We start from the raw sequence: 24,179 nt of genomic DNA, 5'->3' as shown, positions 1-24,179 counted from the left end.
CTGAGCGTGCCAGCCTGCCTCCAGGGCCGGATACTTCTTTTCCGTGGAGGAGACGTCGCTGGAGGGCGGAGCCGTCAGTAGGGCCGTACGGATCGGATCGACCGTGCGCCGCGCCCCGTCGGCCGGATCGGAGTACGTCAGCGAACTGCTGGCGCTCTTCGCGGAACGGGGCTGGGAGGGTGCTCCCCGCCTCCTGGGGACGGACGAACAGGGCCGGGAGGTGCTCGGCTATCTGGAGGGCCGCGCGGCCGTCACCCCGCAGGAGCGGGCCGCCGCTCGCCGTGACGAGACACTCGTCCGTGTCGCCCGGCTCGTCCGGGAGTTCCACGACCTCACCCACGGCACGGCGTTGGCGGGCGACCAGGACGTCGTCTGCCACAACGACCTCGCGCCGAAGAACACCGTCTACGCGGTCGACGGCACCGGGTGGCGGCCGCTGGCCTTCGTCGACTGGGACCTCGCGGCGCCCGGTGAACGGGTGCACGACGTGGCGCACGTCTGCTGGCAGTACCTGGACCTCGGGCCCGGCGAGACGGAGGTGGCGGAGGCGGCGCGCGGCATGCGGCTGGTCCGCGACGCCTACGGGCTGACCGGCGGGGTTGGCCTGGTCGAGGCGGTCCTGTGGTGGCAGGACCGATGCCGGCGAGGCATCGAGGCCGGGGCGGAGCGGGGTGAGCCGGCCCTGGTCGCGCTGCGCGAACGCGGGGCCGTGGACGAGGTGCGGGCCGCGTACGAGTGGGTCGAGCGCAATCGGCGGGAGCTGGACGCGCGGTTGCGCTGAGTGCAGATATCACCCGGATACCACCCGAACCGGTCGCCTTGACATGCAAGTAATTACCTGCATAACGTTGAGTGTGCGATCAGAGAGCGACCCCGGGTTGGACCAGGTCTTCAAGGCGCTGGCCGACGAGACGCGCAGGCGGTTGCTGGACCGGCTGCACGAGGAGAACGGTCAGACGCTCGGAGAACTGTGCGAGCGCATCGCCATGACGCGGCAGTCCGTGACCCAGCACCTGTCCGTCCTGGAGGCCGCCAACCTGGTCAGCACGGTGCGGAGGGGGCGGGAGAAGCTGCACTACCTCAACCCGGTCCCGCTCCACGAGATCCAGGAGCGGTGGATCGACAAGTTCGAGCGCCCGCGCCTGAGCGCGCTCGGCGCCGTGAAGCGACGAGCCGAGGAAGCCATGACCGACAAGCCCACGTTCGTGTACGTCACCTACATCCGGAGCACCCCCGAGAAGGTATGGGACGCGCTCACCGACGCGGACCTGACCGCGGCCTACTGGGGGCACAGCAACGTCTCCGACTGGCAGCAGGGCTCCCGCTGGGAACACGTCCGCACGGACGGCTCCGGCATCGCCGACGTCGTCGGCACCGTCGTGGAGAGCGACCGCCCCCGCCGCCTCGTCACCAGCTGGGCCGCTCCCGAGGACGAGGGGCAGGACGACAAGTACTCCCGGGTCACCTTCGACATCCAGTCGCACGGCGAGATCGTCCGCCTCACGGTGATCCACGAGGACCTGCCCGACGAGGGTGCGCTCGGCGATGTGTCCCTGGGCTGGCCGGCGGTGCTGTCCAACCTCAAGTCGCTCCTGGAGACCGGCAGTCCGCTGCCTGAGGAGCCGTGGCTGATGCCGGCCGGCTGAGCCGCGCGTGAAGCGGCCGGTCCGCGCATCGCGGACCGGCCGGAGTCTCGTCCTCTCGGAACGTTCGGGGCGGGGTGGCCCCTGCTGTCACGTCCTGATGGCGCTCTTCGTCGCCGCACTGGTGCACAACAGCCCCAGGATCACGGCGAGGCCGCCGATGATGATGTTGTTGAGCGCGACGCCGGTGTCCGGGCTGTCGCCGACCACCCACGGGGCGACGATCATCCAGATGCCGACCGCGCAGAACGCCCAGCTCAGGCCGTACATGCGCTCCGGGGTCTGGGTGAACCCGAGGGCGAGCAGGCCGATCGCGATGCCGACGATGAGATTGTGCGTCACGAGGGCGGGCTGGCTCGTCGTGTAGTGGAGTATCCAGGGGGACACGGCGCAGTACAGACCGAGCAGGAACACCGGTCCGTCCACGAGCGCCACATCGCGACCACCGAGCATACGGGCGTACCGTGCCCGCATTTCGGAAACATCGGGGTGGCTGGTCATGTCACCCCGGGTGGGCGAGACGTTGGTCATGACTCGTCTCCTTCTGACTCGCAGGCCGACCGCGTCTGCTGCGGTTGTGCGGTAAGCGCCGCCTGCGTACATTCTGCTCTTATTTTTCCTTTATGTGTAGATATCCGCTGCGCCCTGCTCCAGGAACCCCCGCAGCTGACGCAGCCCGCGCCGGGAGTGGCTCTTCACGGTGCCGAGCGGCCAGCCGGTGCGGTCGGCGATCTGGGTCTGGGTGAGGTCCGCGTAGAAGGCCAGCCGCAGCACGCGCTGCTGGGCGGCCGGCAGTCTGGCCAGCCCGTGCTGCACCACGACCCGGTCCAGGACCGCCTCGGCGTGCCCGGCGGCGGGCGCGGCCGGGCCGTACGCCGAGCCCACGGCCGCCACCAGCTCCGTACGGCGGGTACGTGCGGACAGCGCGTCCGCGATCCTGCGCCTGGTGATGCCGACGATCCAGCCGCCGATCGCCCCGCGCTCGGGGCGGTACCCCCCGCGCCCGCGCCACACCCCGAGGAACACCTGCTGGGTCACGTCCGAGGCCTCCTCGGTGTCACCCAGGGACCTTCGCGCCAGCGTGTGCACCAGCCCGGACCAGCGGCGGTAGGCCTCCGCCAGACATGCCTCGTCGCCCGCCACGAGTCCCCGGGCGACCTCCTCGTCGGCGAGGGCCGCTTCCCCGGGCGCCCATCGGGACGCCAGGGCGGCGATCGGCTGCTCGGTCATTTCGCAGGCTCCTCGTCCATCGGTACGCCTCACCGGAACTCGGTCCGGTGCGCCCATCGTGGGAGCCGTCTGTCGAGGTCATCAACTTGCATCGGTTCTGCGTCGTATATTCGCGCCATGAGCGAGCAGCCCGTGCATCGAAGTCCCGCGGAGCGGGCCGAGCAGGCCTCCCGGCTGGCCGACGTCCCGCTCACCACCGGCGCCGTCGCCCGGCGGCTGGGCGTGTCGCCGACCACGCTGCGCTCCTGGGACCGCCGCTACGGAATCGGGCCCGCCGTACGGGGCGAAGGGCGGCACCGGCGCTGGAGCCCCCGGGACATCGAGGTCCTGGAGACGATGTGCCGGCTGACCTCGTCCGGGGTGCCGCCCGCCGAGGCGGCCCGCGCCGCCCGGTCCGGCACCGGTGGGCCCGACCCGGCCGCCGAGGTGGCCGCGCGGGAGTCGCCGCGTTCGCGGGCGGCCGGGGCGCTGCCGCTCGGGGATGTGCGCCAGGAGTGCCGGGGGCTGGCCCGCGCCGCGGTCCGGCTTGACGCTCCGGCCGTCGAAGAGCTGCTCGCCGCTGCCGTGGATCAGTACGGCGTCGTCGCCGCCTGGCACGAGGTGATGATGCCCACCCTGCACGCGGTGGGGCGCAAGTGGGCGTCCTCCGGCGACCGTTACGTCGAGGTCGAGCACCTGCTGTCCTGGCATGTCTCCACCGCGCTGCGCCGCCTCACCCCCGCGGCTTCGCAGTCGGCGGCCGGCCCCGTCGTCCTGGCCTGTGTGCCCGGCGAGCAGCACACCCTGCCCCTGGAAGCGCTCAACGCCGCGCTCGGTGAACTGGGCTTGCCCACACGGATGTTCGGCGCGGCGGTGCCGGGGGAGGCGCTCACCGCCGCGGTGCGGCGCCTGGGGCCGTCCGCCGTCTTCCTGTGGGCGCAGGGGCGTTCCACCGCCGACCTGCCGCTCGCCCGTCATGTCGCCGCCACCCGCTGGGGCGTGAAGGGCGCCCGCCGACGGCCCGTGGTGATGGTCGGCGGCCCCGGTTGGTCGGGCGCGGCGGCGCGCGAGATGCCGTGGCCCGCGGCCCTCAAGGACGCGGTCGAGCTGCTGTCCGCCGCCGCGACCGGCCCTGACGGAGGCCCCGTCAGCCGAGTCCGCGGGACCGCTTGAAGCGGGCGAGGCCCTCGGAGAGGTCGACGATCGGGTCCGGGTAGTCGCCGAGGGCGGCCCGGTCCAGGCCGCGCAGCTTCCACGGCTCATGCACCAACGGGGCGTCCACGTCCGCCAGTTCGGGCACCCAGCGCCGTACGTACGCGCCGTCCGGGTCGTACCGCTTGGCCTGCGTGACCGGGTTGAGGACCCGGTTGGGGCGGGAGTCGGTGCCGGTGCCCGCCATCCACTGCCAGTTGAGCTGGTTGTTGGCGATGTCGCCGTCCACCAGGAGCTCCAGGAAGTACCGGGCACCCACGCGCCAGTCGACGTACAGCGTCTTGGTGAGGAAGCTCGCGGTCAGGAGCCGGCCGCGGTTGTGCATCCAGCCCTCATGGCGCAACTGGCGCATCGCCGCGTCGACCACGGGGTAGCCGGTGCGCCCCTCCTTCCAGGCCTCGACGTCCTCGTCGGCGGTACGTCCGGAGCGCCAACGGTCGTGTTTCGTGCGGTAGTCGGCGAGGGCGGCGGCGGGGCGGGCGGCGAGCACCTGACGGTGGAAGTCCCGCCAGGCGAGCTGCCGTACGAAGGCCTCGGCGCCCGGTCCGCCGATCTTGCGCGCCCGGTGGGCCAGTTCGACCGGGGAGAGGGTGCCGAAGTGCAGATGCGGCGAGAAGCGGGAGGTGGCGTCCCCGGCCATGTCGTCGTGGCGGACCGCGTACGGGCCGACGCCGTCGCGCAGGTACGACGTCATCCGCGTCCGGCCCGCCGCCTCACCGCCGGCGGCCAGGCCCGCCGAGACCCCCGACAGCCCGGCGCGCGAGGGCGGTTCCTCCGAGCCGACCCCGTCCGGGACCCGGACCGCGCGCGGCGCGGCCATCGGCTCCCGCAGCCGTACGCCGCTCCAGTGCCGGAAGTACGGGGTGAAGACGGCGAAGTGGTCGGAGGCGGCCGGCGCGAGCGCGCCCGGGGCGACCGCCGAGGTCACCGTGTCGTGGACGTGCAGGCGGCGGCCGTCCGCCTCCAGAGCGCGCCGGAGCCGCTGTTCACGGCGCTGCGCGTAGGCGCTGAAGTCGGCCGCCATGTGCACCTCGTCGGCGTCCGTCTCCGTGGCCACCTTGCAGACCTCCTCGACGACGTCACCGCTGCGGACCACCAGGCGGCCGCCCCGCTCGCGCAGGCCCGCGTCGAGGTCCCGCAGACAGTCGGCGAGGAAGGCCAGCCGGTTCGGGGCGGCGAACCCGGCGTCCGTCACACCCCGGTCGCGCACGAACAGCGGCACCACATGACGCGCCTCGTTCGCGGCCCGCAGCGGGGGGTGGTCGTGGAGGCGGAGGTCCGACGTGAACAGGACGATCGAGACGTGCATTTCGCGAACTCCGGGGGAGGGGGACGGGCGACAGGGTCAGCGGCTGGGGGCGGGTTCGGCCGGCGTCCGGGCCGCGGCGCGGGCGATGTTGCGGGCCATGCCGCCGAACACGAGGGCGTGGAACGGGGAGACGCTCCACCAGTAGAGGTGCCCGAGCAGGCCGTGGGGGTGGAAGAGGGCACGCTGGCGGTAGCGGGTGCGGCCGGCCTCGTCGGTCTGGGCGTACATCTCCAGCCAGGCCGGGCCCGGCAGCCGCATCTCGGCGCGCAGTCGCAGCAGCCGCCCCGGTTCGATCTCCTCGACCCGCCAGAAGTCCAGCGAGTCCCCGACCCGCAGCCGGGCCGCGTCCCGGCGCCCCCGACGCAGTCCGACCCCGCCGACGAGACGGTCGAGGCGGCCGCGCAGCGCCCAGGCGAGAGGGAAGGAGTACCAGCCGTTCTCCCCGCCGATCCCCTCGATGACCCGCCACAGGGCAGCGGGCGGGGCGTCGACGTCGATCTCCCGTACGTCGGTGTAGAGGCTGCCGCCCGCCCAGTCGGGGTCGGTGGGCAGCGGGTCGCTGGGGGCGCCCGGCGCGGACGCCGAGGACCAGCGGGTGGCCACCTGCGCGTCGCGGACCCGGCGCAGGGCCAGCCGCACGGCTTCGTCGAAGCCGATCGGGTGGCCCGGCGGATCCGGCACGTACCGGGCGATGTCGTGCTCCTGGCAGACGACCTCGTGCCGCAGGGACTCCGTCAGCGGACGGGCGATGGACGCCGGTACGGGCGTCACCAGCCCGACCCAGTGGCTGGACAGGCCGGGGCTGAGCATCGGCAGGGACACGATGAGCCGGCGCGGCAGCTCCGCGACCGCCGCGTACCTGAGCATCATGTCCCGGTACGTCAGCACGTCCGGGCCGCCGATGTCGAAGGCGCGGCTCACGTCGGACGGCATACGGGCGCTGCCCACCAGGGCCCGCAGCACATCGCGCACCGCCACCGGCTGGATGCGGGTGCGCACCCAGCTCGGGGTCACCATCACCGGCAGGCGCTCGGTGAGGTAACGCAGCATCTCGAAGGAGGCCGAGCCCGAGCCGATGACGACCGCGGCCCGCAGCACGGTGGTGGGCACCCCGCAGGCCAGCAGGATGCGGCCCACCTCGGCCCGGGACCGCAGATGCGGCGACAGCTCCCGCTCGGGCACGTTTGCGGGGGTGAGCCCGCCCAGGTAGACGACGCGGCGCACGCCCGCGGCACGGGCCTGCTCGCCGAAGATCCGGGCGGCCCGCCGGTCGGTCTCCTCGAAGGTGTCGCCGGTGCCCAGCGCGTGCACCAGGTAGTAGGCGACGTCGACGCCACGCAGGGCCTCGGCGACGGCGTCGGCGTCCAGCACGTCCCCGCGTACGGCCTCCACGTCGCCCGACCACGGCTGGTCGCGGAGTTTGCCGGGGGACCTGGCCAGGCAGCGCACCCGGTACCCGGCGGCGAGCAGCTCGGGCACGAGCCGGCCGCCGATGTAGCCCGTCGCGCCGGTCACCAGACAGGTCGGCGCCGCTCCGGTGTGTTCGTCGTTCATCTGCCGCAGACCCTTCGTGTCACGTCCCCCTGTGATCACTTCCAGGCGTGGGGCCGTGCCGGATGCGGTCTCCTTTGCCTCTTTTCAAGTGGACTGTCCGTGGCGTTCCCGGGCAACCGGACACTATGACGGTGGACCGTCATGCCGCCGTCGTACGGAACGGAAGATCGATGTCGGAGGTGATCGCCCCCATGGGTGCGAAGGTGTTGGAGCGGTTCCCGGCAGGCTCTCCCCGCGGATCGTGGCCGGCGGAGGAGTACGCGGCGCAGCGCCGCGCCCAGGGTGAACCCGCGACGGTCGTCATGGACCTGAAGTCCGACGCGTTCCTCGTGGTGCTCCAGGGCGACGACGACTGACCTGACGCGTCCCGACGGCCCTCACCCTTAGGTCACCGGTCAGGTTCGTCCTGGCCGGACCCCGCCGGTCGCCGGGCCCGGCGCACGAACGCCTCGTGCAGGTCCTGAGCCGCTCGCGGCACGGACTCGGCCCGGCGACGCTGGAGCATCAGCAGCACCCGCGTCGTGTCGCCGGCGATCGGCCGCCAGGTGATGGTGCCCTGCCGCTCCAGCGGGTCGCCCACCACACTGAAGTCCGGCAGCACCGTCGCCCCGAGCCCCTCGGCCACCATCAGCTTGCCCATCTCGGCGCCGTCGGTGGAGTAGGAGAAGGACGGTCCGCGACCGCGCAGCAGGCGGTGCACATAGCGGTGCATGACATATCCGGTCCGCATCGCGATCAGCGGCTCGGCCAGCAGATCGTCCACGGTCACCACCGTGCGCGCGGCCAGCGGATGGTCGGGCCGCAGACACACCACCGGCCGACCGCGCAGCAGCTCCGTGGACTCGATGCCCGCAGGCACGTCGTCGCCGTCGAGGTGGTTGACCAGGCCGAGATCCAGGCCGCCCTCGGCCAGCGCACGGTGGATCTCGGTCTGCTGCGCGCCGACCACCTCGACCTGGGTGTGCGGATGGGAGGCGCGGAAGTCGCGCACCGCCGGGATGAGCAGCGGCACGGTCGCCGTGTTCACCGTGCCCACCCGCACCATCCGGCTGATGCGGTGCTGCTCGCCCGCCGCCGCCCGCAACCGGTCCACCGCGTCCAGCACGTTGACGATGTGCGGCAGCAGCTCCCGCCCTTCCGCGCTCATCGTCGCGCCCGAGCGTTTGCGCTCCAGGAGGTCCACGCCCAGCTCGCGCTCCAGATTCCGCACGGTCTCGCTCAACGCGGGCTGGGAAAGGCGCAGTTCCTCCGCGGCCCGGCGCAGCGAACCGAGCCGGGTCACCGCGGCGATGTATTCGAGCTGTTCGGTGCGCATGCCAGGCAGAATGCGGCCCATTTCCCGGCGCGTTCAAGGGTTTCCCTGTCACACCTTCGTGAAATTCAATGGTCCGCGATACGAGACCGGTCGGGTTTACCTTGACGGCCCCGACCGGCGACTGTCACGATCGATGACATGAAGATGCGACTGGACCTCACGCGGCGACGCCATGTCGACCTCGCACGCGTCTCCAGCGCCTCCTGTTGCCCCGCGGCCTGAGCCCGGCTCAAGGTTCCCCGCGTCACCTCTGTTTTCCCGCCTGAATTCACCGCGTCCGCGCATTTCCTGAATTCCGCGTGCCCGAAAACATTTCGCGACATCCGCAACAGGAGTTCCGCATGCCCGCAGAGCCCGTCAAATTCGCCTACTGGGTCCCCAATGTCAGCGGGGGACTCGTCACCAGCAAGATCGAGCAGCGCACCGACTGGGGCTACGACTACAACCGCGAACTCGCCGTCCTCGCCGAGAACAACGGCTTCGACTACGCGCTCAGCCAGGTCCGCTACATGGCCAGCTACGGCGCCGAGTTCCAGCACGAGTCGACCAGCTTCAGCCTCGCGCTCCTCCTGGCCACCGAACGCCTGAAGGTGATCGCCGCCGTCCACCCCGGCCTGTGGCACCCCGGCGTCCTCGCCAAACTCGGCGCCACCGCCGACCACCTGTCCAACGGCCGGTTCGCGGTCAACGTCGTATCGGGCTGGTTCAAGGGCGAGTTCACCGCCCTCGGCGAGCCCTGGCTGGAGCACGACGAGCGCTACCGCCGCTCCGAGGAGTTCATCCGCGCCCTGCGCCAGATCTGGACCGAGGACCACACCGAACTCGCCGGTGACTTCTACCGGTTGCGTGACTTCTCCCTCAAGCCCAAGCCCCTCAACACCCCCGAGCGCCCGCACCCGGAGATCTTCCAGGGCGGCAACTCCACCGCCGCACGCCAGATGGCCGGGCGGGTCTCCGACTGGTACTTCTCCAACGGCAAGGACTTCGACGGGGTCGTCGAGCAGATCACCGACGTCCGCAAGTCGGCCGCCGAAGTGGGGCGTACGGCACCGAAGTTCGGCCTCAACGGCTTCCTCATCGCCCGTGACACCGAGGCCGAGGCCCGCGACACCCTGCGCGAGATCGTCGCCAAGGCCGACACCGAGGCCGTCGAGGGCTTCGGCGCGGCCGTGCAGCAGGCGGGCCAGTCCACCGCCGACAAGAAGGGCATGTGGCAGGACTCCTCCTTCGAGGACCTCGTCCAGTACAACGACGGCTTCCGCACCGGTCTCATCGGCACCCCGGAGCAGATCGCCGAGCGGATCGTCGCCTACAAGAAGCTCGGCGTCGACCTGCTCCTCCTCGGCTTCCTGCACTACCACGAGGAGGTCGAGTACTTCGGCAAGCGTGTCCTGCCCCTCGTACGTGAACTGGAGTCCCAGCTCCCCGAGTCCGTCCCCGCCCAGGTCTGAGGAGGCACCGACATGAGCACCGCCACGCACACCGACTGGCAGCACCGTCCCGCCCCCCGGACCGCCCAGGACTGGATCGCCCGCGCCGCCGAGGTCGCCGCCGTCCTCGCCACCGACGCCGCCGCCCGCGACCGGGCCGGCGCCACCCCGTACGCCGAGGTCCAGCTGCTCAAGGACGCCGGCCTCGTCACCCTGCTCGGCCCCACGGAGCACGGCGGCGCGGGCCAGGACTGGCCCACCGCGTACCGGGTCGTCCGCGAGGTCGCCAAGGCCGACGGCTCCATCGGCCAGCTCCTGGGCTACCACTACCTGTGGAACTGGGCCGCCCGGTTGGTCGGCACCCGTGAGCAGTGGGAGCACGTCGAGGCCGAAGCCGCTCGCAACCGCTGGTTCTTCGGCGGCGCCGTCAACCCCCGGGACAAGGACGTGGTGGTCACCGAGGACGGCGACGACCTCGTCTTCACCGGCCGCAAGTCGTTCTCCACCGGCAGCAAGGTCTCCGACGTCACCGTCCTGGAAGGCGTCCTCGAAGGCACCGACCAGCACGTCTTCGCGATCGTGCCCTCCGACAGCGAGGGCCTGACCTTCCACGACGACTGGGACAACATCGGCCAGCGCCTCACCGAGAGCGGCGGCGTCACCCTCGACGGGGTACGTACGCCGTGGTCGTCGGCGGCCGGTTACGTCGACAAGCAGTTCCAGCCGCGCACGTACAACACCCTCAACGTCCCCACGATCCAGCTGGTCTTCGTCAACTTCTACCTCGGGGTCGCGGGCGGCGCCCTGGAGACGGCCGCCACCTACACCCGCACCAAGTCCCGCTCCTGGCTGCACGGCGGACACGGGCGGGCGGTCGACGAGCCGTACGTCATCGACATCTACGGCGACCTCACTGCCAAGCTGTGGGCCGTGGAGGCGCTCGCCGACGCGGTCGCCGTCGAGGGACAGAAGCTGCACGACGACCCCGATGCGGTCACCGAGAAGACGCGCGGCGACTTCGAGGTACGGGTGGCGGCCGTGAAGGCCCGCGCCACCGACGTCGCCCTGGAGATCGCCGGCAAGATCTTCGAGGCGACCGGCGCCCGGTCCACGACCACCGCAGAGGGCCTCGACCGGTTCTGGCGCAACATCCGCACCCACACCCTCCACGACCCCGTCGCCTACAAGCGGCGCGAGGTCGGCCGCTGGGTCCTCGAGGGCGAACTGCCCGAACCCACCTGGTACTCCTGACCGCTTCCCCAGGGGCGCCCCCGGCTCGCTCGCCAGGGGCGCCCCGCCTCCCCGAAAGAGGGCCCATGGCCACCGTCCTGTCCGTCTCCGGCAGCCCGTCCGCCTCCTCCCGCACCAACCGCCTGCTGCGCCACCTCGACCAGCGCCTCATCGCCCAGGGCCACACCGTCGTCCCGCTCGACGTGCGCACGATCCCCGCCGAGGCCCTCCTCGGCGCCGACTTCCAGCACCCCGCGATCGTCGAGGCCACCGAGCTGTTCGCCCGCGCCGACGGCGTCGTCGTCGGCACCCCGGTCTACAAGGCGTCGTACTCCGGAGTCCTGAAGGCGCTGCTCGACCTGCTGCCGCAGTACGCGCTCACCGGCAAGACCGTGCTGCCGCTCGCCACCGGCGGCACCACCGCCCACGTCCTGGCCATCGACTACGCCCTGCGCCCGGTCCTGAACTCCATGGGCGCCGCCCACATCGTGCAGGGCTGGTTCACCCTCGACAAGGACATCACCCCGCACGAGGACGGGACCTTGTCCGTCGCCGCGACCGCCCGCGATGCCCTCGCCCAGGTCGTCGACCAGTTCTCGGCCGCCCTCGGCCGCACTCCGGTCCTGGCCGCGGCGAGTTGAGCCGACGATGACCGCCCATGTGATCGCCGACGACGCGGAGGCCCTCGCGGTCGCGGCGGCCCTGGCCGACGAGTTCCGTGCCGGAGCCTCCGAGCGGGACGCCGAACGCAGGCTGCCACGCGCGGAGTTGGACCGGCTCTCCGCGTCCGGCCTGCTCGCTGTCACGGTCCCCGCCGAGCACGGGGGCGCGGACGTCGGCGCGCCCACCCTCGCCGAGATCTTCCGGCTGCTCGCGACCGCCGACGGAAGCCTCGCGCAGATCCCGCAGAGCCACTTCGCCTACGTCAATGTGATCCGCCGACAGGGAACCGAGGAGCAGCGGAAGTTCTTCTTCGCCGAACTCCTCGCCGGGCGGCGCTTCGGCAACGCCCAGTCCGAGGCGGGCACCAAGCACGTCCAGGACATCCGCACCCGCCTGACGCTGCAGCCGGACGGCTCGTACGTCCTCGACGGCGTCAAGCACTACTCCACCGGCGCCCTGTTCGCCGACTGGATCCCGGTGCTGGCCCGCGCGGAGGAGGACAAGCTCCACGTGGCGTACGTGCCGTCCGACGCGCCGGGCGTCACGGTGGTCGACGACTGGGACGGCCTCGGCCAGCGGACGACCGCCAGCGGCACCGTCCGCCTGGCGGGCGTGCCGGTCCCGGCCGACCGGGTCCTGCCGCACCACCTCACCTTCGAGGGCCCGCAACTCCACGGCGCCGTAGCGCAGTTGCTGCACGCCGCCATCGACGCCGGGATAGCCGGGGGAGCGCTGACGGAGGCGGCGGAGTTCGTCCGGACGAAGAGCAGGCCGTGGTTCGAGAGCGGCGCCGAGACGGCCGCCGAGGACCCGCTGCTGATCCAGCGGTTCGGCGAACTCTCCCTCCAAGTGCGCGCGGCCGAAGCGCTGTTGCGGGAAGCGGGACGCGTCGTGCAGGCGGCGCAGGCCGAGCTCACCGACGACTCGGCGGCCGAGGCGTCCATCGCCGTGGCCGCCGCCAAGGTGCAGGCAGCGCAGGCCGCCGTGGAGGTCGGGAGCGCGCTGTTCGAGGTGGCCGGCACCCGCTCCGCCCTCAACTCCCTCAACCTCCACCGGCATTGGCGCGACGCCCGCACCCACACCCTGCACGACCCGACCCGCTGGAAGATCCAGCACATCGGCCGGTACGTACTCAACGGCACCCGGCCACCCCGGCACGGACTGCTCTAGGCCTGTCCGGTGACCTGATCCGCCCGACAGGCATCAGCCCCACGAACGGAGACCCCCACGTGTCCCTCACCTTCCACTGGTTCCTGCCCACCAACGGCGACAGCCGGCATGTCGTCGGCGGCGGCCACGGCACCCCGGCCACCGTCTCCGGACGGGACCGGCCGCCGACGGTGGCCTACCTGAGCCAGATCGCCCGGGCCGCCGAGGACCTCGGCTTCGTCGGCGCGCTCACGCCGACCGGCGCCTGGTGCGAGGACGCGTGGCTGACGACCGCGATGGTCAGCCAGAACACCGAGCGCCTGAAGTTCCTGGTCGCTTTCCGACCCGGCTTCGTCTCGCCCACGCTGGCCGCGCAGATGGCGTCCACCTTCCAGCGCCAGTCCGGCGGACGGCTCCTGCTCAACGTCGTCACCGGCGGCGAGAGCCATGAGCAGCGGGCCTACGGCGACTTCCTCGACAAGGACGGCCGCTATCGCCGTACCGACGAATTCCTGGAAGTCGTACGGGGGTTGTGGGACGGCAAGACGGTCGACCTGAAGGGCGAGCACCTGCGGGTCGAGGACGCGAAGCTGGCCCGGTTGCCCGACCCGGTCCCCGAGGTGTACTTCGGCGGCTCGTCGCCCATCGCCGGCGAGGTCGCGGCCAAGCACGTGGACGTGTACCTCACCTGGGGCGAGCCGCCCGCCCAGGTCGCGGAGAAGATCGCGTGGGTGCGCGGGCTGGCGGCGCGGCAGGGCCGCACCCTGCGCTTCGGCATCCGGCTGCACGTCATCACCCGCGACACCTCGGAACAGGCGTGGGCCGAGGCGAACCGGCTCCTCGACGGCTTCGACCCGGAGACCGTGAAGTCCGTGCAGGCCGGGCTCGCCCGCAGCGAGTCCGAGGGACAGCGGCGCATGCTCGCCCTGCACGGCGGCGGCAACCGGGACGGCCTGGAGATCCACCCCAACCTCTGGGCCGGCATCGGCCTGGTGCGCGGCGGCGCGGGCACCGCCCTGGTCGGCAGCCACGACGAGGTCGCCGAGCGGATCAAGGAGTACCACGCCCTCGGCATCGACGAGTTCGTCCTCTCCGGCTACCCGCACCTGGAGGAGGCCTACTGGTTCGGTGAGGGAGTGCTCCCGCGGCTGGCCGCGCAGGGTTTGTGGCAGCACCCGGCCGGGAAGGCGATCACCTCTTCGGCACAGGTGCCGTTCGCGAGTTGAAGCCGTCAGGCTGACGGAGAGGAGCGAGTCCGTGGGTGAGTGGCAGCTGACCAGGAGCTACCGCAGCACGTCCGGGGAGGTCCGCTGGGACCGCCTCGGTGAACCCGGTCGCCCGCCGGTCGTCCTCAACCACGGCACGCCGTTCTCCTCGTACGTGTGGCGTGCCGTGGCCCGCGCGCTCGCCCGCCGCCACCAGGTGTTCGTGTGGGACATGCCCGGCTACGGGACCTCGCGGATGTCCGCGGGCCAGGACGTCTCCCTGGCCGCCCAGGGGAGGGTCTTCACCGAACTCCTGGCGCACTGGGAACTGGACCAACCCCGGGTGGTGGCCCACGACTTCGGCGGCGCGGTGGCGCTGCGCGCCCATCTGCTGCACGGCGCCCGCTACCACGCGCTCGCGTTGGTCGACCCGGTGGCGCTGGCCCCCTGGGGCTCGCCCTTCTTTCGCCTCGTCGGCAAGTCCTCGGACGTCTTCGAGCAACTCCCGCCCGCCCTGCACCGGGCCCTGGTCCGCGAGTACGTCACCTCGGCCAGCAGCCCCGGCCTGCACCCCGCGGTCCTCGACCGGCTCGTCCAGCCCTGGCTCGGCGACGAGGGACAGGCCGCCTTCTACCGTCAGATCGCCCAGGCGGACCAGGCCTACACCGACGAGATCGAGGACCGGTACGGAGAGATCGCGATCCCGACCCTGATCTGCTGGGGCGAGGACGACACCTGGATCCCCGTCACCAAGGGCCACGAACTCGCCGCCCGCATCCCCGGCGCCCGTCTCGAACTCATCCCCGGCGCCGGCCACCTCGTACAGGAAGACGCACCGGCACAACTGACCGCCGCCCTGCTCGATTTCCTGAATTAGGGCCTGCCCAGCGCGTCCAGATGCGCCCGCCGCACGACCGACGTCTGGCCCTGGATCAGCAGGAACATCCCCTCGCGGGCCAGCCGTTGGGCCGGGTTGCGCAGGTCCATGGTGCGGCCGCCGCCGGACACGACCGCCGCTGTCGTGGCCGCCCGCATCAGGTCGTACGCGCGTGTCCGCAGGGCGAGCCGCTCCTCGACGTGCTCGTGCGCGACGGGGTGGTCGGCCAGCGCGTAGGCCTCCCGGCGGACCTCGTCGACGCCCCCGCGCAGCGCCTCGGCCGTCTCCGGCTCGCCGCTCTCCGCCACGATCCGCAGCGCGGCGTACGCCAGCCCGAAGACGGCCGGGGAGGCGTTGGTGCTGCGCGGGATGTCGAGGAGGGCGAACTTCTCCTGCGGGGTGCGCAGCAGCACGGACGACTCCGGCAGCCACAGCCCGTCCAGCTCCAGGGAGACCGTACGGGCAGCCGTCAGCGCGGCCAGCCGCATCGGCGCCGAGGGCCGCAGCCCCGGCTGCTCGCGGGCGTCGGCGAACGCGAACACGATCTCGTCCGCGTCGGTGATCCCCGCCAGCAGCATGACATCGTTCAGCCCCCAGCCCGTGTACCAGGGCACGGTCCCGTCGAACCGCCAGCCGTCGCGCTCCGCCGTGGCCCGTACGACGACGCGCGGGAAGGCCCGGACATGGGCGTACGCGATCCCGGCCAGCAGCTCGCCGGTCGCGAGCGGCCGCAACAGGCTTTCGCGCAGCGGGAGTTCGGACTTCGCCAGCATCCGAACCGGCGTGTGGTGCTGGGTCTGCACGAACCAGGTCGAGCAGCACGCCCCGGCCAGGATCTCCTGGACCTCCCGCGCCACGGAGTCGGGGGCGCCGGCCCCGCCGTACGCCTCCGGCGCGCTCACCCCGAGCAGGCCCGAGCGCCGGATCGCGTCGAGGTGGCTCGCGGGCACCTCCGCCTGATCGACTCGCTCCGCGTTCGGGACGAGGAGGGTGTCGGCGAGCTGCCGGGCGCGGGCGATCAGTGGCGAGGTGGTCATGGGAAGGATTCTCCCGATCTCGTCGTGCGCGGTGTCGATCCGGGGGTGTGCCGTTCGTGTAGGAGGTGAGAGAAGGACACGACGCCAAGGAGGACGTCATGCAGTACTACCTGCTCAGTGTGATCACCCCGACCGACGGGACGCCGCCCGGGCCCGAGGCCATGGCGGAGATCGTCCGCAACCTCGACACCTTCCACGACGAGCTGCGCGCGGCGGACGCCTGGGTCTTCGCGGGCGGGCTGCACGGCCCCGAGACGGCCACCGTGCTGCGCCCGAGCGACGGCGACGTCCTGATCACCGACGGGCCGTACGCCGAGGGCAAGGAGTACCTCGGCGGCATCTGCCTGATCAAGGCCCCCGACCTGGACGCGGCCCTGGAGTGGGGCAGGAAGGCGACCTGGGCCACCACGCTGCCCATCGAGGTGCGCCCGTTCATGCACCAGGCGGAGGAGTGACAGGGCAGCCCGTCGACGTCGAGGCCGTCTTCCGCGCGGAGTACGGCCGCGCCGTCGCCGTCCTCGTCCGCTTCCTCGGCGACATCGACCTCGCCGAGGAAGCGGTCCAGGACGCCTTCACCACGGCCGTACGGCGCTGGCCGGAGACCGGCGTACCGCCGAGCCCGGCCGGCTGGATCATCACCACCGCCCGCAACCGGGCGATCGACCGGCTGCGCCGCGAGTCCTCACGCGAGGCCCGGCACGCCGAGGCCGCTCTGCTGCACACCCCCGACGCACCGGCCGAGGAGGGCCCCGTGCGCGACGACCGGCTCCGTCTGATCTTCACCTGCTGCCACCCCGCGCTCGCCCCTCAGGCCCAGGTCGCCCTGACCCTGCGCCTCCTCGGCGGACTCACCACACCCCAGATCGCCCGCGCCTTCCTGGTGCCCGAGCCGACCATGGCCCAGCGCCTGGTCCGCGCCAAGGCGAAGATCCGCGACGCCCGCATCCCGTACCGGGTGCCCCGTGACGCCGACCTCCCGGACCGGCTCAAAGGGGTCCTCGCGGTCATCTACCTGATCTTCAACGAGGGCTCGGCCGACCTGTGCGCGGAGGCGATCCGCCTCGGCCGGCTGCTGACCGAGCTGATGCCGGACGAGCCCGAGGCCACGGGCCTGCTCGCGCTGATGCTGCTGGTCGAGTCCCGCAGGGCGGCCCGGGAGGACGCCGACGGGGTCCTCGTCCCGCTGCCCGAGCAGGACCGCGACCGCTGGGACCGCGCGCTCGTGGCCGAGGGGCATGCTCTCGTACGACGGTGTCTGCGCCGCAACCAGCCGGGGCCGTACCAGATCCAGGCCGCCATCCAGGCCGTCCACAGCGACGCGCCGCCCACCGACTGGGGGCAGATCCTCCAGCTGTACGACCAGCTGATGGCGCTGGCCCCCAGCCCGGTCGTGGCGTTGAACCGGGCGGTCGCCGTGGCCGAGGTCGAGGGCCCGGAACCGGCCCTCGACCTCGTCGACGCCCTCGACCTCGACCGCTACCACGTCCTGCACGCCGTCCGTGCGGACCTGCTGCGCCGGCTGGGCCGGGACGTGGAGGCCCGACAGGAGTACGAGGCTGCCGTCGCCTTGAGCGGCAGTCCGGCCGAGCGCGCCTATCTGGAGCGCTTCACACGCTGAGCCCGCCTGCATGGAGTGCTCACACGCTGAGCCGCCTACATGGAGTGCGCCACACGCCTAGCGCGCCTGCATGGAGTGCCTCACACGCTGAGCGCCTCCCGCACCGCCCCCTCCGACTCCTTGCCGCCCTCGCCGGAGGAGGTCACCCGGCCCGCCTCCAGGACGTAGTAGCGCTCGGCGGCCCGCATCGCGAAGCCGACGTGCTGCTCGACCAGCAGCACCGACAGCCCGCCCCGGGCCGCGAGGGCGAGGATCGTCTCCTCGATCTCGGCGACCACCGACGGCTGGATGCCCTCGGTCGGCTCGTCGAGGAGCAGGATCCGAGGCTCCGTCACCAGGGCGCGGGCGATGGCGAGTTGCTGCCGCTGGCCGCCCGAGAGCAGCCCGGCGCGACGGTTCGACAGCGTCCTGAGGGCGGGGAAGAGGTCCAGCGCCTCCGCCACCGCCGCCCTGCCGCGTTTGCGGCCGTCGGCGACGAGTTGGAGGTTCTCGGCGGTGGTGAGGTGCGGGAACGACTGCTGGCCCTGCGGGACGTACGCCATCCCGCGCGCGACCCGCTCGTGCGGCTTGCGGCGGGTGATGTCCTCGCCGTCCAGCCGGATCGTCCCGCCGACCGGCGTGAGCAGGCCCACGGCCGCACGCAGCAGCGTGCTCTTGCCCGCGCCGTTGTGGCCCAGCACGGCCGCCACGCCGTCCTTCGGGACGGTCACGGACACTCCGTGCAGGACCGTGCTGCGGTGGTAGCCGACCCGGACGTCGTCGATCTCGAGCATCACGCCTCCTGAACCACGGCGGTGTCCTCCACGTGCCCGAGGTACACCTCCTGCACCTTCGGGTCCGCCTGCACCTGCGCCACCGTCCCCTCGCTGAGCACCTTGCCGGCGTGCAGCACGCTGACGCTGCGCGCGAAGGACCGCATGAAGTCCATGTCGTGCTCGATGACGACGACCGTGCGCTCCTCGCTGATGCGCTGCAACAGCTCGCCGGTCGCCTGCCGTTCGTCGTGGCTCATGCCGGCCACCGGCTCGTCGAGCAGCAGCAGCTTCACGTCCTGCACCAGCAGCATGCCGATCTCCAGCCACTGCTTCTGCCCGTGGGCGAGGGTGCCGGCGGGGGAGTCGGCGAGCTCGGTGAGGCCGACCGTCTCCATGGCCCGCGCGACCGCTTCCGGGACGTCCTTGCGGCGTCGCAGCATGGTCCACATGCTCCGGCCCGCGCCCGCCGCGATGTCCAGGTTCTGAAGGACCGTCAACTCCTCGAAGACGGTGGCGGTCTGGAAGGTCCGACCGATGCCGGACCGGGCGATCCGGTGCACGGGCCGCCCGAGCAGTTCCGCGCCGCCGAACTTGGCCGAGCCCTCCGCCTTCACCAGCCCGGTGACCGCGTCGACGAGGGTCGTCTTGCCCGCGCCGTTGGGCCCGATCAGGAACCGCAGATCGCCCGGGGCGACGTCGAGGTCCACCCCGTCGACGGCGGTGAACCCGTCGAAGGTCACCCGCAGCCCGCGTATCTCCAACTCGCTCATGCTGCTTCTCCCAACGGGACGGCCGCCGTCTTCTTCGCCGGGGATGCCTTGCGCCGGCGTACGAGCACCGCCAGCGAGGCCAGCCCGCCCGGCAGGAAGGCCAGCGCCACGATGAACAGCAGCCCCTGGAAGTACGTCCAGGCGGCGGGGAACTCCTCCGACAGCGCGGTCTTGGCCCAGGCGACCGCGACCGCGCCGAGCACCGCGCCGACCAGGCTGGCCCGGCCGCCCACCGCGGCGCCGATGACGAACTCGATGGACGGGACGATGCCGATCAGCGCGGGCGAGATGATGCCGACCGCCGGCACGAACAGCGCGCCCGCCAGCCCCGCCATGCCGGCGGCGACGACGTACGCGACGAGCTTGACGTTCGCCGGGTCGTACCCGAGGAAGCGCACCCGCTCCTCCGAGTCCCGTACGGCCACCAGGAGTTCGCCGTACCGGCTGTTGATCAGCTGCCGGGCGATCGCCATGAGCAGCAGCAGGGCGGCGGCGATGACGAAGTACACCAACCGCTGGTTGACCGGGTCGTCGAGGGAGTACCCGAAGAAGCCCTGGATGTCGGTGAGTCCGTTGGTGCCGCCGGTCGTGGCCTGCTGGCCGACCAGCCAGATGGCCAGCGCGGCGGCGAGGGCCTGGCTGAGGATCGCGAAGTACGCGCCCTTGACCCGGCGCCGGAAGATGAACAGCCCGAGCAGCGCGGCCACCGCCATCGGCAGCAGCACGGTCGCCGCCAGCGCGAAGGCCGGGTTCTCGAACGGCTTCCACCACCAAGGGAGTTCGGTGGCGGTGCCGTACAGCTGCATGAAGTCGGGCAGGTTGCCTGGCCCGGCGTCGGCGATCTTCAGATGCATCGCCATGGCGTAGCCGCCGAGCCCGAAGAACACGCCCTGACCCAGCGTCAGCAGTCCGCCGCGGCCCCAGGCCAGACAGATGCCGACGGCGACCATGGCCGTGCACAGGTACTTGGCGAGCAGTCCGAGCCGGAAGTCCGACAGGGCGAGCGGGGCGATCGCGAAGAGGACGACCGCGGCACCGGCGAACCCCGCCCACGCACGTGCCGAGCGGCCTGTGAGGACGTTCATACGAGACTCCTCGTGCGCAGCGTGTACAGCCCCTGGGGCCGCCACTGGAGGAACGCGACGATCGCGACGAGCACCAGCACCTTGGCGACGCTGACGGTCGTGGAGTACTCCAGGACCGACTGGAGCACGCCCAGCACGAACGCCACGATGACCGTGCCCTTGAGCTGTCCGATGCCGCCGACCACGATCACCAGGAAGGCGTCGATGATGACGTTGGTGCCCATCGTCGGCCCGATCGGCCCGACCAGCGTCAGCGCGACCCCGGCGACGCCCGCGAGCCCGGAGCCGAGGAAGAACGCCGTCCGGTCCACGGTGGAGGTCGAGATGCCGGACACCTCGGCGAGGTCCCGGTTCTGCACCACGGCCCGGATGCGCCTGCCCAGCGGCGTGAGCCGCAGGGTCAGCGACAGCGCGACGACCGCCGCGACCGCCAGCCCCAGGATGAACAGCCGGCTGTTGGCGAAGGTGAGCGGGTCGTCGCCGCCGATGACCGTGATGTTGCCGGTCAGCCAGTCGGGCGCGCGGGTCTGCACATTCGGGGCGCCGAAAATGTCCCGGGCGAGTTGCTGGAGCATCAATGAGACGCCCCAGGTGACGAGAAGGGTGTCGAGTGGCCGCAGATACAGGCGGCGAATCAGCAGCCATTCCAGCAACGCGCCGAGCGCGCCCGAGACGAGAAATGCGACGGGCAGAGCGACCAGCAGCGAAATTCCCGCACTCGAAATGGACTTCTGCAGGACGTACGTCGTGTAGGCGCCCGCCATGATGAACTCGCCGTGGGCCATGTTGATGACGTTCATCTGGCCGAAGGTGAGCGAGAGGCCGAGCGCGATGAGCAGCAGGACGGCACCGATGCTGATGCCGGTGAAGGTCTGACCGAGGATCACGGTCATGAGGCGGCTCCGGGGGACGGCCGCCGCGGGGCCCCTGAGGACCCCGCGGGGGATGACGGTCGGTCAGGACAGGCCGGAGGCCCAGGAGTAGCCCTTGAGGAACGGGTCCGGCTTGACGGGCTTGCCGGAGTTCCAGACCTCCTTGATCTGGCCGTCGGTCCCGATCTCGCCGATGCGGGCGGTCTTGTAGACGTGCTGCGTGGCGCCGTCGACGGTGACCTTGCCCTCGGGGGCGTCGAAGGTGATGCCGTCGGAGGCGGCCTTCACCTTCTCCGGGTCGAAGGACTTCGCCTTCTCGACCATGGCCTTCCACAGGTAGACCGAGGTGTAGGCGGCCTCCATCGGGTCACTGGTCGGCTTGTCCTGGCCGTACTTGGCCTTGTACGCCTTCACGAACTTCGCGTTCGCCGCGCCCGTGGTGGTCTGGTAGTAGTTCCAGGCCGTCAACTGGCCCGCCAGGTACTGCGTGCCGATCGACTTGACCTCCTCCTCGGCGATCGACACCGAGACGACCGGCATCGACTTGGCGGTCAGACCGGCCGACTTGTACTCCTTGAAGAAGGCCACGTTGGAGTCGCCGTTGAGGGTGTTGAAGACGGCGTCCGCCTTCGACGCCTTCACCTTGTTGGCGATCGTGGAGAACTCCGTGGACCCCAGCGGCGCGTAGTCCTCGCCGAGGATCGTCATGCCGTTGGCCTTCGCGTACGCCTTGATCTCCTTGTTGGCGGTGCGCGGGAAGACGTAGTCGCTGCCGACCAGGTACAGCTTCTTGAGGCCCTTGCTCTTGAGGTAGTCGAGGGCCGGGACGATCTGCTGGTTGGTGGTGGCGCCGGTGTAGAAGATGTACGGCGACTGCTCCAACCCCTCGTACTGCACCGGGTAGAACAGCAGCGACTTGTTCTTCTCGAAGACGGGCTTGACGGCCTTGCGGCTGGCGGAGGTCCAGCAGCCGAAGGTGGCCGCGACCCCGTCCTCCTTGATGAGCTTCTGCGCCTTCTCGGCGAAGGTCGGCCAGTCGGAGGCGCCGTCCTCGCTGATCGGCTTGATCTTCTTGCCCAGCACGCCGCCGGAGGCGTTGATCTCGTCGATGGCGAGCTTCAGCGAGTCGCGGACGGTCACCTCGCTGATCGCCATCGTGCCGGACAGCGAGTTGAGCAGACCGACCTTGACGGTGTCACCGCTGACGTCGATCTTCGCCGCCTTGTCGGACGACGAGCCGGCCGCGTCGGTCTTGGCGCCACACGCGGACAGCGTCACGACCGCCGTGAGGGCGGCGCCGACGGCGAGGAAGCCACGGCGAGGAACACGGGAACTGCGGGAACCGCTGGACAAACCAACCCCCTAGGGTGAACGGCCTGCTGAAGTGCGGTCCACAGACTCAAGTCCCCCTGTTTCCAGGGTGTTTCGCTCGACTTTCCCGGAGGCAACAAAAAACGCCCCGGACAGCGTGTGATCTGCATTCGGAAACAGAAATCACAATTCGCCCGAGGCATTCTAATTACTTTCTGTGGGAAGTATCTTGGCGGCGCCGGGCGCCTGTCAAGGGCGGGTGCTGTGCAGATCGAGCTCCGTCAGGACATCGAAGTCCAGCCCGTCCGCGCGCGCCAGATAGATCCGCTGCCGCACATGCCGGTCCCGCAGATGCATCAGGCCGCGCGGACCCTCGTACGACACCGTCCCGGCCGCCGCCCCGATCGCCGTCACGTCGAGCGTCCCGGCCCGCTTGAGCAGCGCGGCGAGCAACAGCACGCCCTCGTAACAGGATTCGCCGAGACTGCCGAGCGCGGGCGCCTCGATGCCGTACCGGTCGGCGTACTGGCCGTGGAGGTCGAGGGTGTCCTGGTTGGCGAGCGAGGCGAAGAAGCCTGCGGTGCTGTAGAGGTCCTCGGTGGCCGAAGGGCCGCTCGCCATCAGCATGTTCTCGTCCATGAGCGTGCTGAGCCGCAGACAGCGCGCGGGCAACCCGTAGGCGGCGAACGCCCGGTTGAAGCGCACGGCGTCACTGCCGACCAGCAGCATCAGCACCCCGTCCGCGTCCGAGCGCTCGATGCGCCGCAGGACGGGCTCGAAGTCATGGGTGCCGAGCGGGAGATAGACCTCGCCGCCGATCACCCCGCCGGACTCGCGGGCGTACGCGTGCGCCGCCCGTGCCGTGCGCCGCGGCCACACATAGTCGTTGCCGACGACGAACCAGCGCCGCACCCCGCGCTCATGTGCCAACAGTCCCATCGCGGGACGCAGTTGGTCGCGCGGTGTCTCGCTCGTCAGGAACACCCCGGCGGTGTGCTCGCCGCCCTCGTACAGCGCGGTGTAGACGTACGGCACCCGATGGGCGATCCTCGGCGCCAGCGCCTGCCGCACCGAGGAGATGTGCCAGCCCGTGACCCCCTGCACGACCCCCAGGTCCACCAGCGCCTCGACATGGTCGGCGATCTCCCGCGGCGGGGCGCCCCCGTCGACGGGCAGCAGCTTCACCTCCCGCCCGAGGACCCCGCCCGCCCGGTTGACCTCCTCGGCCGCGAGCTGCGCGCACAACTCGCAGGTCGGCCCGAAGATCCCGGCGGGCCCCTGCAACGGGAAGACCAGGGCCACGCCGAGCACGGAGGCGTCGGCGGTGAACCAGTCGGGGGCGGGTGGACGAGGCCGGAACATGCCGTCATGATTTCGGGTCCGCCCGGTGAACTCCAGCCTGTCTCATACGATGTACGCACCCCGTGACCTAGGAGCGCGATGCCCCCCTCATCACCGCGTCAGCCACGCGACCTGGTGCAGCTTCTGACCCGGGCCGAGCGGCTGGCGGCGCGACGCCTCCAGGCGGTGCTGGACGAGGAGGGCTGCTCGCTCGACGCCTGGCGGGTGCTCGGGCTGCTCTCCGACGGGCAGGGGCACCACATGACGGCGATCGCCGAGGCCGCCTTCCTGCCGCCGCCGACGCTGACCAAGCTCGTGGACCACCTCGTCGACCAGAACCTCGTCCACCGCCGGGTGGACCCGCTGGACCGGCGGCGCATCCTCGCCCACCTCACCCCGCGCGGCCAGGAGTACTGGCGGCGCGTCGACCGCGCGGTCCGCGCCGACTGGCCCGCGCTGAGCGACGGGGACGAGGAGCTGCTGCGGGGGCTGCTGGAGCGGTTGGCGGGCACGCTCGACGCGACCAGCAGAGTGTGATCAACCCGTAGCGCAAAGTTATGTACGTGGTGAGGGAATGTATTTCGGTGTAGAAAA

26 protein-coding genes are annotated in these 24,179 nt (G+C 71.4%); 14 read left to right on the top strand and 12 right to left on the bottom strand.

The window, feature by feature from the left end:
- The first annotated feature begins 43 nt into the window (after window positions 1-43).
- Complete coding sequence (locus CRP56_RS03660) at window positions 44-781, top strand: phosphotransferase (protein ID WP_179850942.1); 738 nt, start codon at window positions 44-46, stop codon at window positions 779-781.
- A gap of 97 nt (window positions 782-878) precedes the next feature.
- Entirely contained in the window at window positions 879-1,646 is a 768-nt protein-coding gene (locus tag CRP56_RS03655; protein WP_097260129.1) for an ArsR/SmtB family transcription factor, read from the top strand.
- Between the two features lie 87 nt (window positions 1,647-1,733).
- On the opposite strand, the gene CRP56_RS03650 is transcribed toward CRP56_RS03655, so the two are convergent.
- Together CRP56_RS03650 and CRP56_RS03645 are read right to left on the bottom strand one after the other, a co-directional pair.
- Window positions 1,734-2,174 carry an SPW repeat protein gene (locus tag CRP56_RS03650; RefSeq protein WP_097260127.1) on the bottom strand — a complete coding sequence of 147 codons (441 nt, stop codon included), beginning with the start codon at window positions 2,172-2,174 and terminating at the stop codon, window positions 1,734-1,736.
- 90 nt (window positions 2,175-2,264) lie between these two features.
- A complete protein-coding gene (locus CRP56_RS03645) occupies window positions 2,265-2,873 on the bottom strand; it encodes a sigma-70 family RNA polymerase sigma factor (protein WP_097260125.1) in 609 nt (202 codons plus the stop codon).
- 117 nt (window positions 2,874-2,990) lie between these two features.
- On the opposite strand from CRP56_RS03645, the gene CRP56_RS03640 reads away from it, so the two are divergent.
- Window positions 2,991-4,025 carry a MerR family transcriptional regulator gene (locus tag CRP56_RS03640; protein ID WP_097260123.1) on the top strand — a complete coding sequence of 345 codons (1,035 nt, stop codon included), beginning with the start codon at window positions 2,991-2,993 and terminating at the stop codon, window positions 4,023-4,025.
- Here the strand turns inward: CRP56_RS03640 and CRP56_RS03635 are convergent.
- A complete protein-coding gene (locus CRP56_RS03635; protein WP_097260121.1) occupies window positions 4,000-5,373 on the bottom strand; it encodes a cryptochrome/photolyase family protein in 1,374 nt (457 codons plus the stop codon). The two genes, CRP56_RS03640 and CRP56_RS03635, sit on opposite strands and share 26 nt — an antisense overlap.
- 36 nt (window positions 5,374-5,409) lie before the next feature.
- Entirely contained in the window at window positions 5,410-6,927 is a 1,518-nt protein-coding gene (locus CRP56_RS03630; protein WP_097273681.1) for an SDR family oxidoreductase, read from the bottom strand.
- Between the two features lie 170 nt (window positions 6,928-7,097).
- On the opposite strand from CRP56_RS03630, the gene CRP56_RS03625 reads away from it, so the two are divergent.
- The gene (locus CRP56_RS03625; RefSeq protein WP_097260119.1) at window positions 7,098-7,283 is read left to right on the top strand and encodes a hypothetical protein; all 186 of its coding nucleotides are present in this window, start codon (window positions 7,098-7,100) and stop codon (window positions 7,281-7,283) included.
- 32 nt (window positions 7,284-7,315) lie between these two features.
- Here CRP56_RS03625 and CRP56_RS03620 read toward each other — a convergent pair whose 3' ends face one another.
- A complete protein-coding gene (locus tag CRP56_RS03620) occupies window positions 7,316-8,242 on the bottom strand; it encodes a LysR family transcriptional regulator (RefSeq protein WP_179850941.1) in 927 nt (308 codons plus the stop codon).
- Window positions 8,243-8,380: 138 nt separating this feature from the next.
- Here CRP56_RS03620 and CRP56_RS49255 point away from each other — a divergent pair, with 138 nt between their 5' ends.
- The 7 genes from CRP56_RS49255 (at window position 8,381) to CRP56_RS03585 (ending at window position 14,796) form a co-directional block, all read left to right on the top strand.
- On the top strand, window positions 8,381-8,464 hold the full coding sequence (locus CRP56_RS49255) for a putative leader peptide (RefSeq protein ID WP_356352894.1): 84 nt from the start codon (window positions 8,381-8,383) through the stop codon (window positions 8,462-8,464).
- Window positions 8,465-8,583: 119 nt separating this feature from the next.
- A complete protein-coding gene (gene sfnG / locus CRP56_RS03610) occupies window positions 8,584-9,693 on the top strand; it encodes a dimethylsulfone monooxygenase SfnG (RefSeq protein WP_097260115.1) in 1,110 nt (369 codons plus the stop codon).
- Between the two features lie 12 nt (window positions 9,694-9,705).
- Entirely contained in the window at window positions 9,706-10,923 is a 1,218-nt protein-coding gene (locus tag CRP56_RS03605) for an acyl-CoA dehydrogenase family protein (protein WP_097260113.1), read from the top strand.
- Between the two features lie 65 nt (window positions 10,924-10,988).
- A complete protein-coding gene (gene ssuE, locus CRP56_RS03600; protein WP_097260111.1) occupies window positions 10,989-11,543 on the top strand; it encodes an NADPH-dependent FMN reductase in 555 nt (184 codons plus the stop codon).
- Window positions 11,544-11,550: 7 nt separating this feature from the next.
- Complete coding sequence (locus tag CRP56_RS03595) at window positions 11,551-12,735, top strand: SfnB family sulfur acquisition oxidoreductase (protein WP_097260109.1); 1,185 nt, start codon at window positions 11,551-11,553, stop codon at window positions 12,733-12,735.
- Between the two features lie 59 nt (window positions 12,736-12,794).
- Window positions 12,795-13,940, top strand: a complete 1,146-nt coding sequence (locus CRP56_RS03590) for an LLM class flavin-dependent oxidoreductase (RefSeq protein WP_097260106.1) — start codon at window positions 12,795-12,797, stop codon at window positions 13,938-13,940.
- Window positions 13,941-13,971: 31 nt separating this feature from the next.
- Complete coding sequence (locus CRP56_RS03585; protein WP_097260104.1) at window positions 13,972-14,796, top strand: alpha/beta fold hydrolase; 825 nt, start codon at window positions 13,972-13,974, stop codon at window positions 14,794-14,796.
- Here the strand turns inward: CRP56_RS03585 and CRP56_RS03580 are convergent.
- Complete coding sequence (locus CRP56_RS03580; RefSeq protein WP_097260102.1) at window positions 14,793-15,833, bottom strand: acyl-CoA dehydrogenase family protein; 1,041 nt, start codon at window positions 15,831-15,833, stop codon at window positions 14,793-14,795. The genes CRP56_RS03585 and CRP56_RS03580 overlap by 4 nt on opposite strands.
- Before the next feature lie 98 nt (window positions 15,834-15,931).
- On the opposite strand from CRP56_RS03580, the gene CRP56_RS03575 reads away from it, so the two are divergent.
- Together CRP56_RS03575 and CRP56_RS03570 are read left to right on the top strand one after the other, a co-directional pair.
- Window positions 15,932-16,288 carry a YciI family protein gene (locus tag CRP56_RS03575; RefSeq protein WP_059197049.1) on the top strand — a complete coding sequence of 119 codons (357 nt, stop codon included), beginning with the start codon at window positions 15,932-15,934 and terminating at the stop codon, window positions 16,286-16,288.
- The gene (locus CRP56_RS03570; protein WP_097260099.1) at window positions 16,285-17,451 is read left to right on the top strand and encodes an RNA polymerase sigma factor; all 1,167 of its coding nucleotides are present in this window, start codon (window positions 16,285-16,287) and stop codon (window positions 17,449-17,451) included. The genes CRP56_RS03575 and CRP56_RS03570 overlap by 4 nt, the downstream gene beginning before the upstream one ends.
- A gap of 80 nt (window positions 17,452-17,531) precedes the next feature.
- Here the strand turns inward: CRP56_RS03570 and urtE are convergent, their stop codons facing one another.
- The 6 genes from urtE to CRP56_RS03540 form a co-directional block, all read right to left on the bottom strand.
- Window positions 17,532-18,224, bottom strand: a complete 693-nt coding sequence (urtE, locus tag CRP56_RS03565; protein ID WP_097260097.1) for an urea ABC transporter ATP-binding subunit UrtE — start codon at window positions 18,222-18,224, stop codon at window positions 17,532-17,534.
- Window positions 18,224-18,976 carry an urea ABC transporter ATP-binding protein UrtD gene (gene urtD, locus CRP56_RS03560; protein ID WP_097260095.1) on the bottom strand — a complete coding sequence of 251 codons (753 nt, stop codon included), beginning with the start codon at window positions 18,974-18,976 and terminating at the stop codon, window positions 18,224-18,226. Before urtD ends, urtE begins: the two co-directional genes overlap by 1 nt.
- On the bottom strand, window positions 18,973-20,061 hold the full coding sequence (gene urtC / locus CRP56_RS03555) for an urea ABC transporter permease subunit UrtC (RefSeq protein WP_097260093.1): 1,089 nt from the start codon (window positions 20,059-20,061) through the stop codon (window positions 18,973-18,975). Before urtC ends, urtD begins: the two co-directional genes overlap by 4 nt.
- Complete coding sequence (gene urtB, locus CRP56_RS03550; protein WP_097260091.1) at window positions 20,058-20,954, bottom strand: urea ABC transporter permease subunit UrtB; 897 nt, start codon at window positions 20,952-20,954, stop codon at window positions 20,058-20,060. Before urtB ends, urtC begins: the two co-directional genes overlap by 4 nt.
- A gap of 63 nt (window positions 20,955-21,017) precedes the next feature.
- Window positions 21,018-22,286 (bottom strand): urea ABC transporter substrate-binding protein, encoded by a 1,269-nt coding sequence (gene urtA, locus CRP56_RS03545; RefSeq protein WP_097260089.1) that lies wholly within the window; start codon window positions 22,284-22,286, stop codon window positions 21,018-21,020.
- A 207-nt stretch (window positions 22,287-22,493) separates the two neighbouring features.
- Entirely contained in the window at window positions 22,494-23,606 is a 1,113-nt protein-coding gene (locus CRP56_RS03540; protein ID WP_097260087.1) for a substrate-binding domain-containing protein, read from the bottom strand.
- Between the two features lie 78 nt (window positions 23,607-23,684).
- On the opposite strand from CRP56_RS03540, the gene CRP56_RS03535 reads away from it, so the two are divergent.
- The gene (locus tag CRP56_RS03535) at window positions 23,685-24,122 is read left to right on the top strand and encodes a MarR family winged helix-turn-helix transcriptional regulator (protein WP_097260084.1); all 438 of its coding nucleotides are present in this window, start codon (window positions 23,685-23,687) and stop codon (window positions 24,120-24,122) included.
- Window positions 24,123-24,179: the final 57 nt, after the last annotated feature.

It is taken from the genome of Streptomyces sp. TLI_55, from assembly GCF_900206255.1.
Taxonomy (GTDB): domain Bacteria; phylum Actinomycetota; class Actinomycetes; order Streptomycetales; family Streptomycetaceae; genus Streptomyces; species Streptomyces aquilus.
Note: the sequence above shows the minus strand (reverse complement) of the source record. Positions and strands in the feature narration are given on the sequence as shown.

Bases quoted from the DNA above. Each gene is read 5' to 3' on its own strand.
- CRP56_RS03630 (WP_097273681.1), bottom strand. From the start codon at position 6,927: ATGAACGACGAACACACCGGAGCGGCGCCGACCTGTCTGGTGACCGGC.
- CRP56_RS03595 (WP_097260109.1), top strand. From the start codon at position 11,551: ATGACCGCCCATGTGATCGCCGACGACGCGGAGGCCCTCGCGGTCGCG.
- urtB (WP_097260091.1), bottom strand. From the start codon at position 20,954: ATGACCGTGATCCTCGGTCAGACCTTCACCGGCATCAGCATCGGTGCC.
- urtD (WP_097260095.1), bottom strand. From the start codon at position 18,976: ATGAGCGAGTTGGAGATACGCGGGCTGCGGGTGACCTTCGACGGGTTC.
- CRP56_RS03645 (WP_097260125.1), bottom strand. From the start codon at position 2,873: ATGACCGAGCAGCCGATCGCCGCCCTGGCGTCCCGATGGGCGCCCGGG.
- CRP56_RS03535 (WP_097260084.1), top strand. From the start codon at position 23,685: ATGCCCCCCTCATCACCGCGTCAGCCACGCGACCTGGTGCAGCTTCTG.
- CRP56_RS49255 (WP_356352894.1), top strand. From the start codon at position 8,381: ATGAAGATGCGACTGGACCTCACGCGGCGACGCCATGTCGACCTCGCA.
- CRP56_RS03620 (WP_179850941.1), bottom strand. From the start codon at position 8,242: ATGCGCACCGAACAGCTCGAATACATCGCCGCGGTGACCCGGCTCGGT.
- CRP56_RS03650 (WP_097260127.1), bottom strand. From the start codon at position 2,174: ATGACCAACGTCTCGCCCACCCGGGGTGACATGACCAGCCACCCCGAT.
- CRP56_RS03605 (WP_097260113.1), top strand. From the start codon at position 9,706: ATGAGCACCGCCACGCACACCGACTGGCAGCACCGTCCCGCCCCCCGG.
- CRP56_RS03540 (WP_097260087.1), bottom strand. From the start codon at position 23,606: ATGTTCCGGCCTCGTCCACCCGCCCCCGACTGGTTCACCGCCGACGCC.
- CRP56_RS03575 (WP_059197049.1), top strand. From the start codon at position 15,932: ATGCAGTACTACCTGCTCAGTGTGATCACCCCGACCGACGGGACGCCG.
- sfnG (WP_097260115.1), top strand. From the start codon at position 8,584: ATGCCCGCAGAGCCCGTCAAATTCGCCTACTGGGTCCCCAATGTCAGC.
- urtE (WP_097260097.1), bottom strand. From the start codon at position 18,224: ATGCTCGAGATCGACGACGTCCGGGTCGGCTACCACCGCAGCACGGTC.
- CRP56_RS03580 (WP_097260102.1), bottom strand. From the start codon at position 15,833: ATGACCACCTCGCCACTGATCGCCCGCGCCCGGCAGCTCGCCGACACC.
- CRP56_RS03635 (WP_097260121.1), bottom strand. From the start codon at position 5,373: ATGCACGTCTCGATCGTCCTGTTCACGTCGGACCTCCGCCTCCACGAC.
- CRP56_RS03625 (WP_097260119.1), top strand. From the start codon at position 7,098: ATGTCGGAGGTGATCGCCCCCATGGGTGCGAAGGTGTTGGAGCGGTTC.
- ssuE (WP_097260111.1), top strand. From the start codon at position 10,989: ATGGCCACCGTCCTGTCCGTCTCCGGCAGCCCGTCCGCCTCCTCCCGC.
- urtC (WP_097260093.1), bottom strand. From the start codon at position 20,061: ATGAACGTCCTCACAGGCCGCTCGGCACGTGCGTGGGCGGGGTTCGCC.
- CRP56_RS03640 (WP_097260123.1), top strand. From the start codon at position 2,991: ATGAGCGAGCAGCCCGTGCATCGAAGTCCCGCGGAGCGGGCCGAGCAG.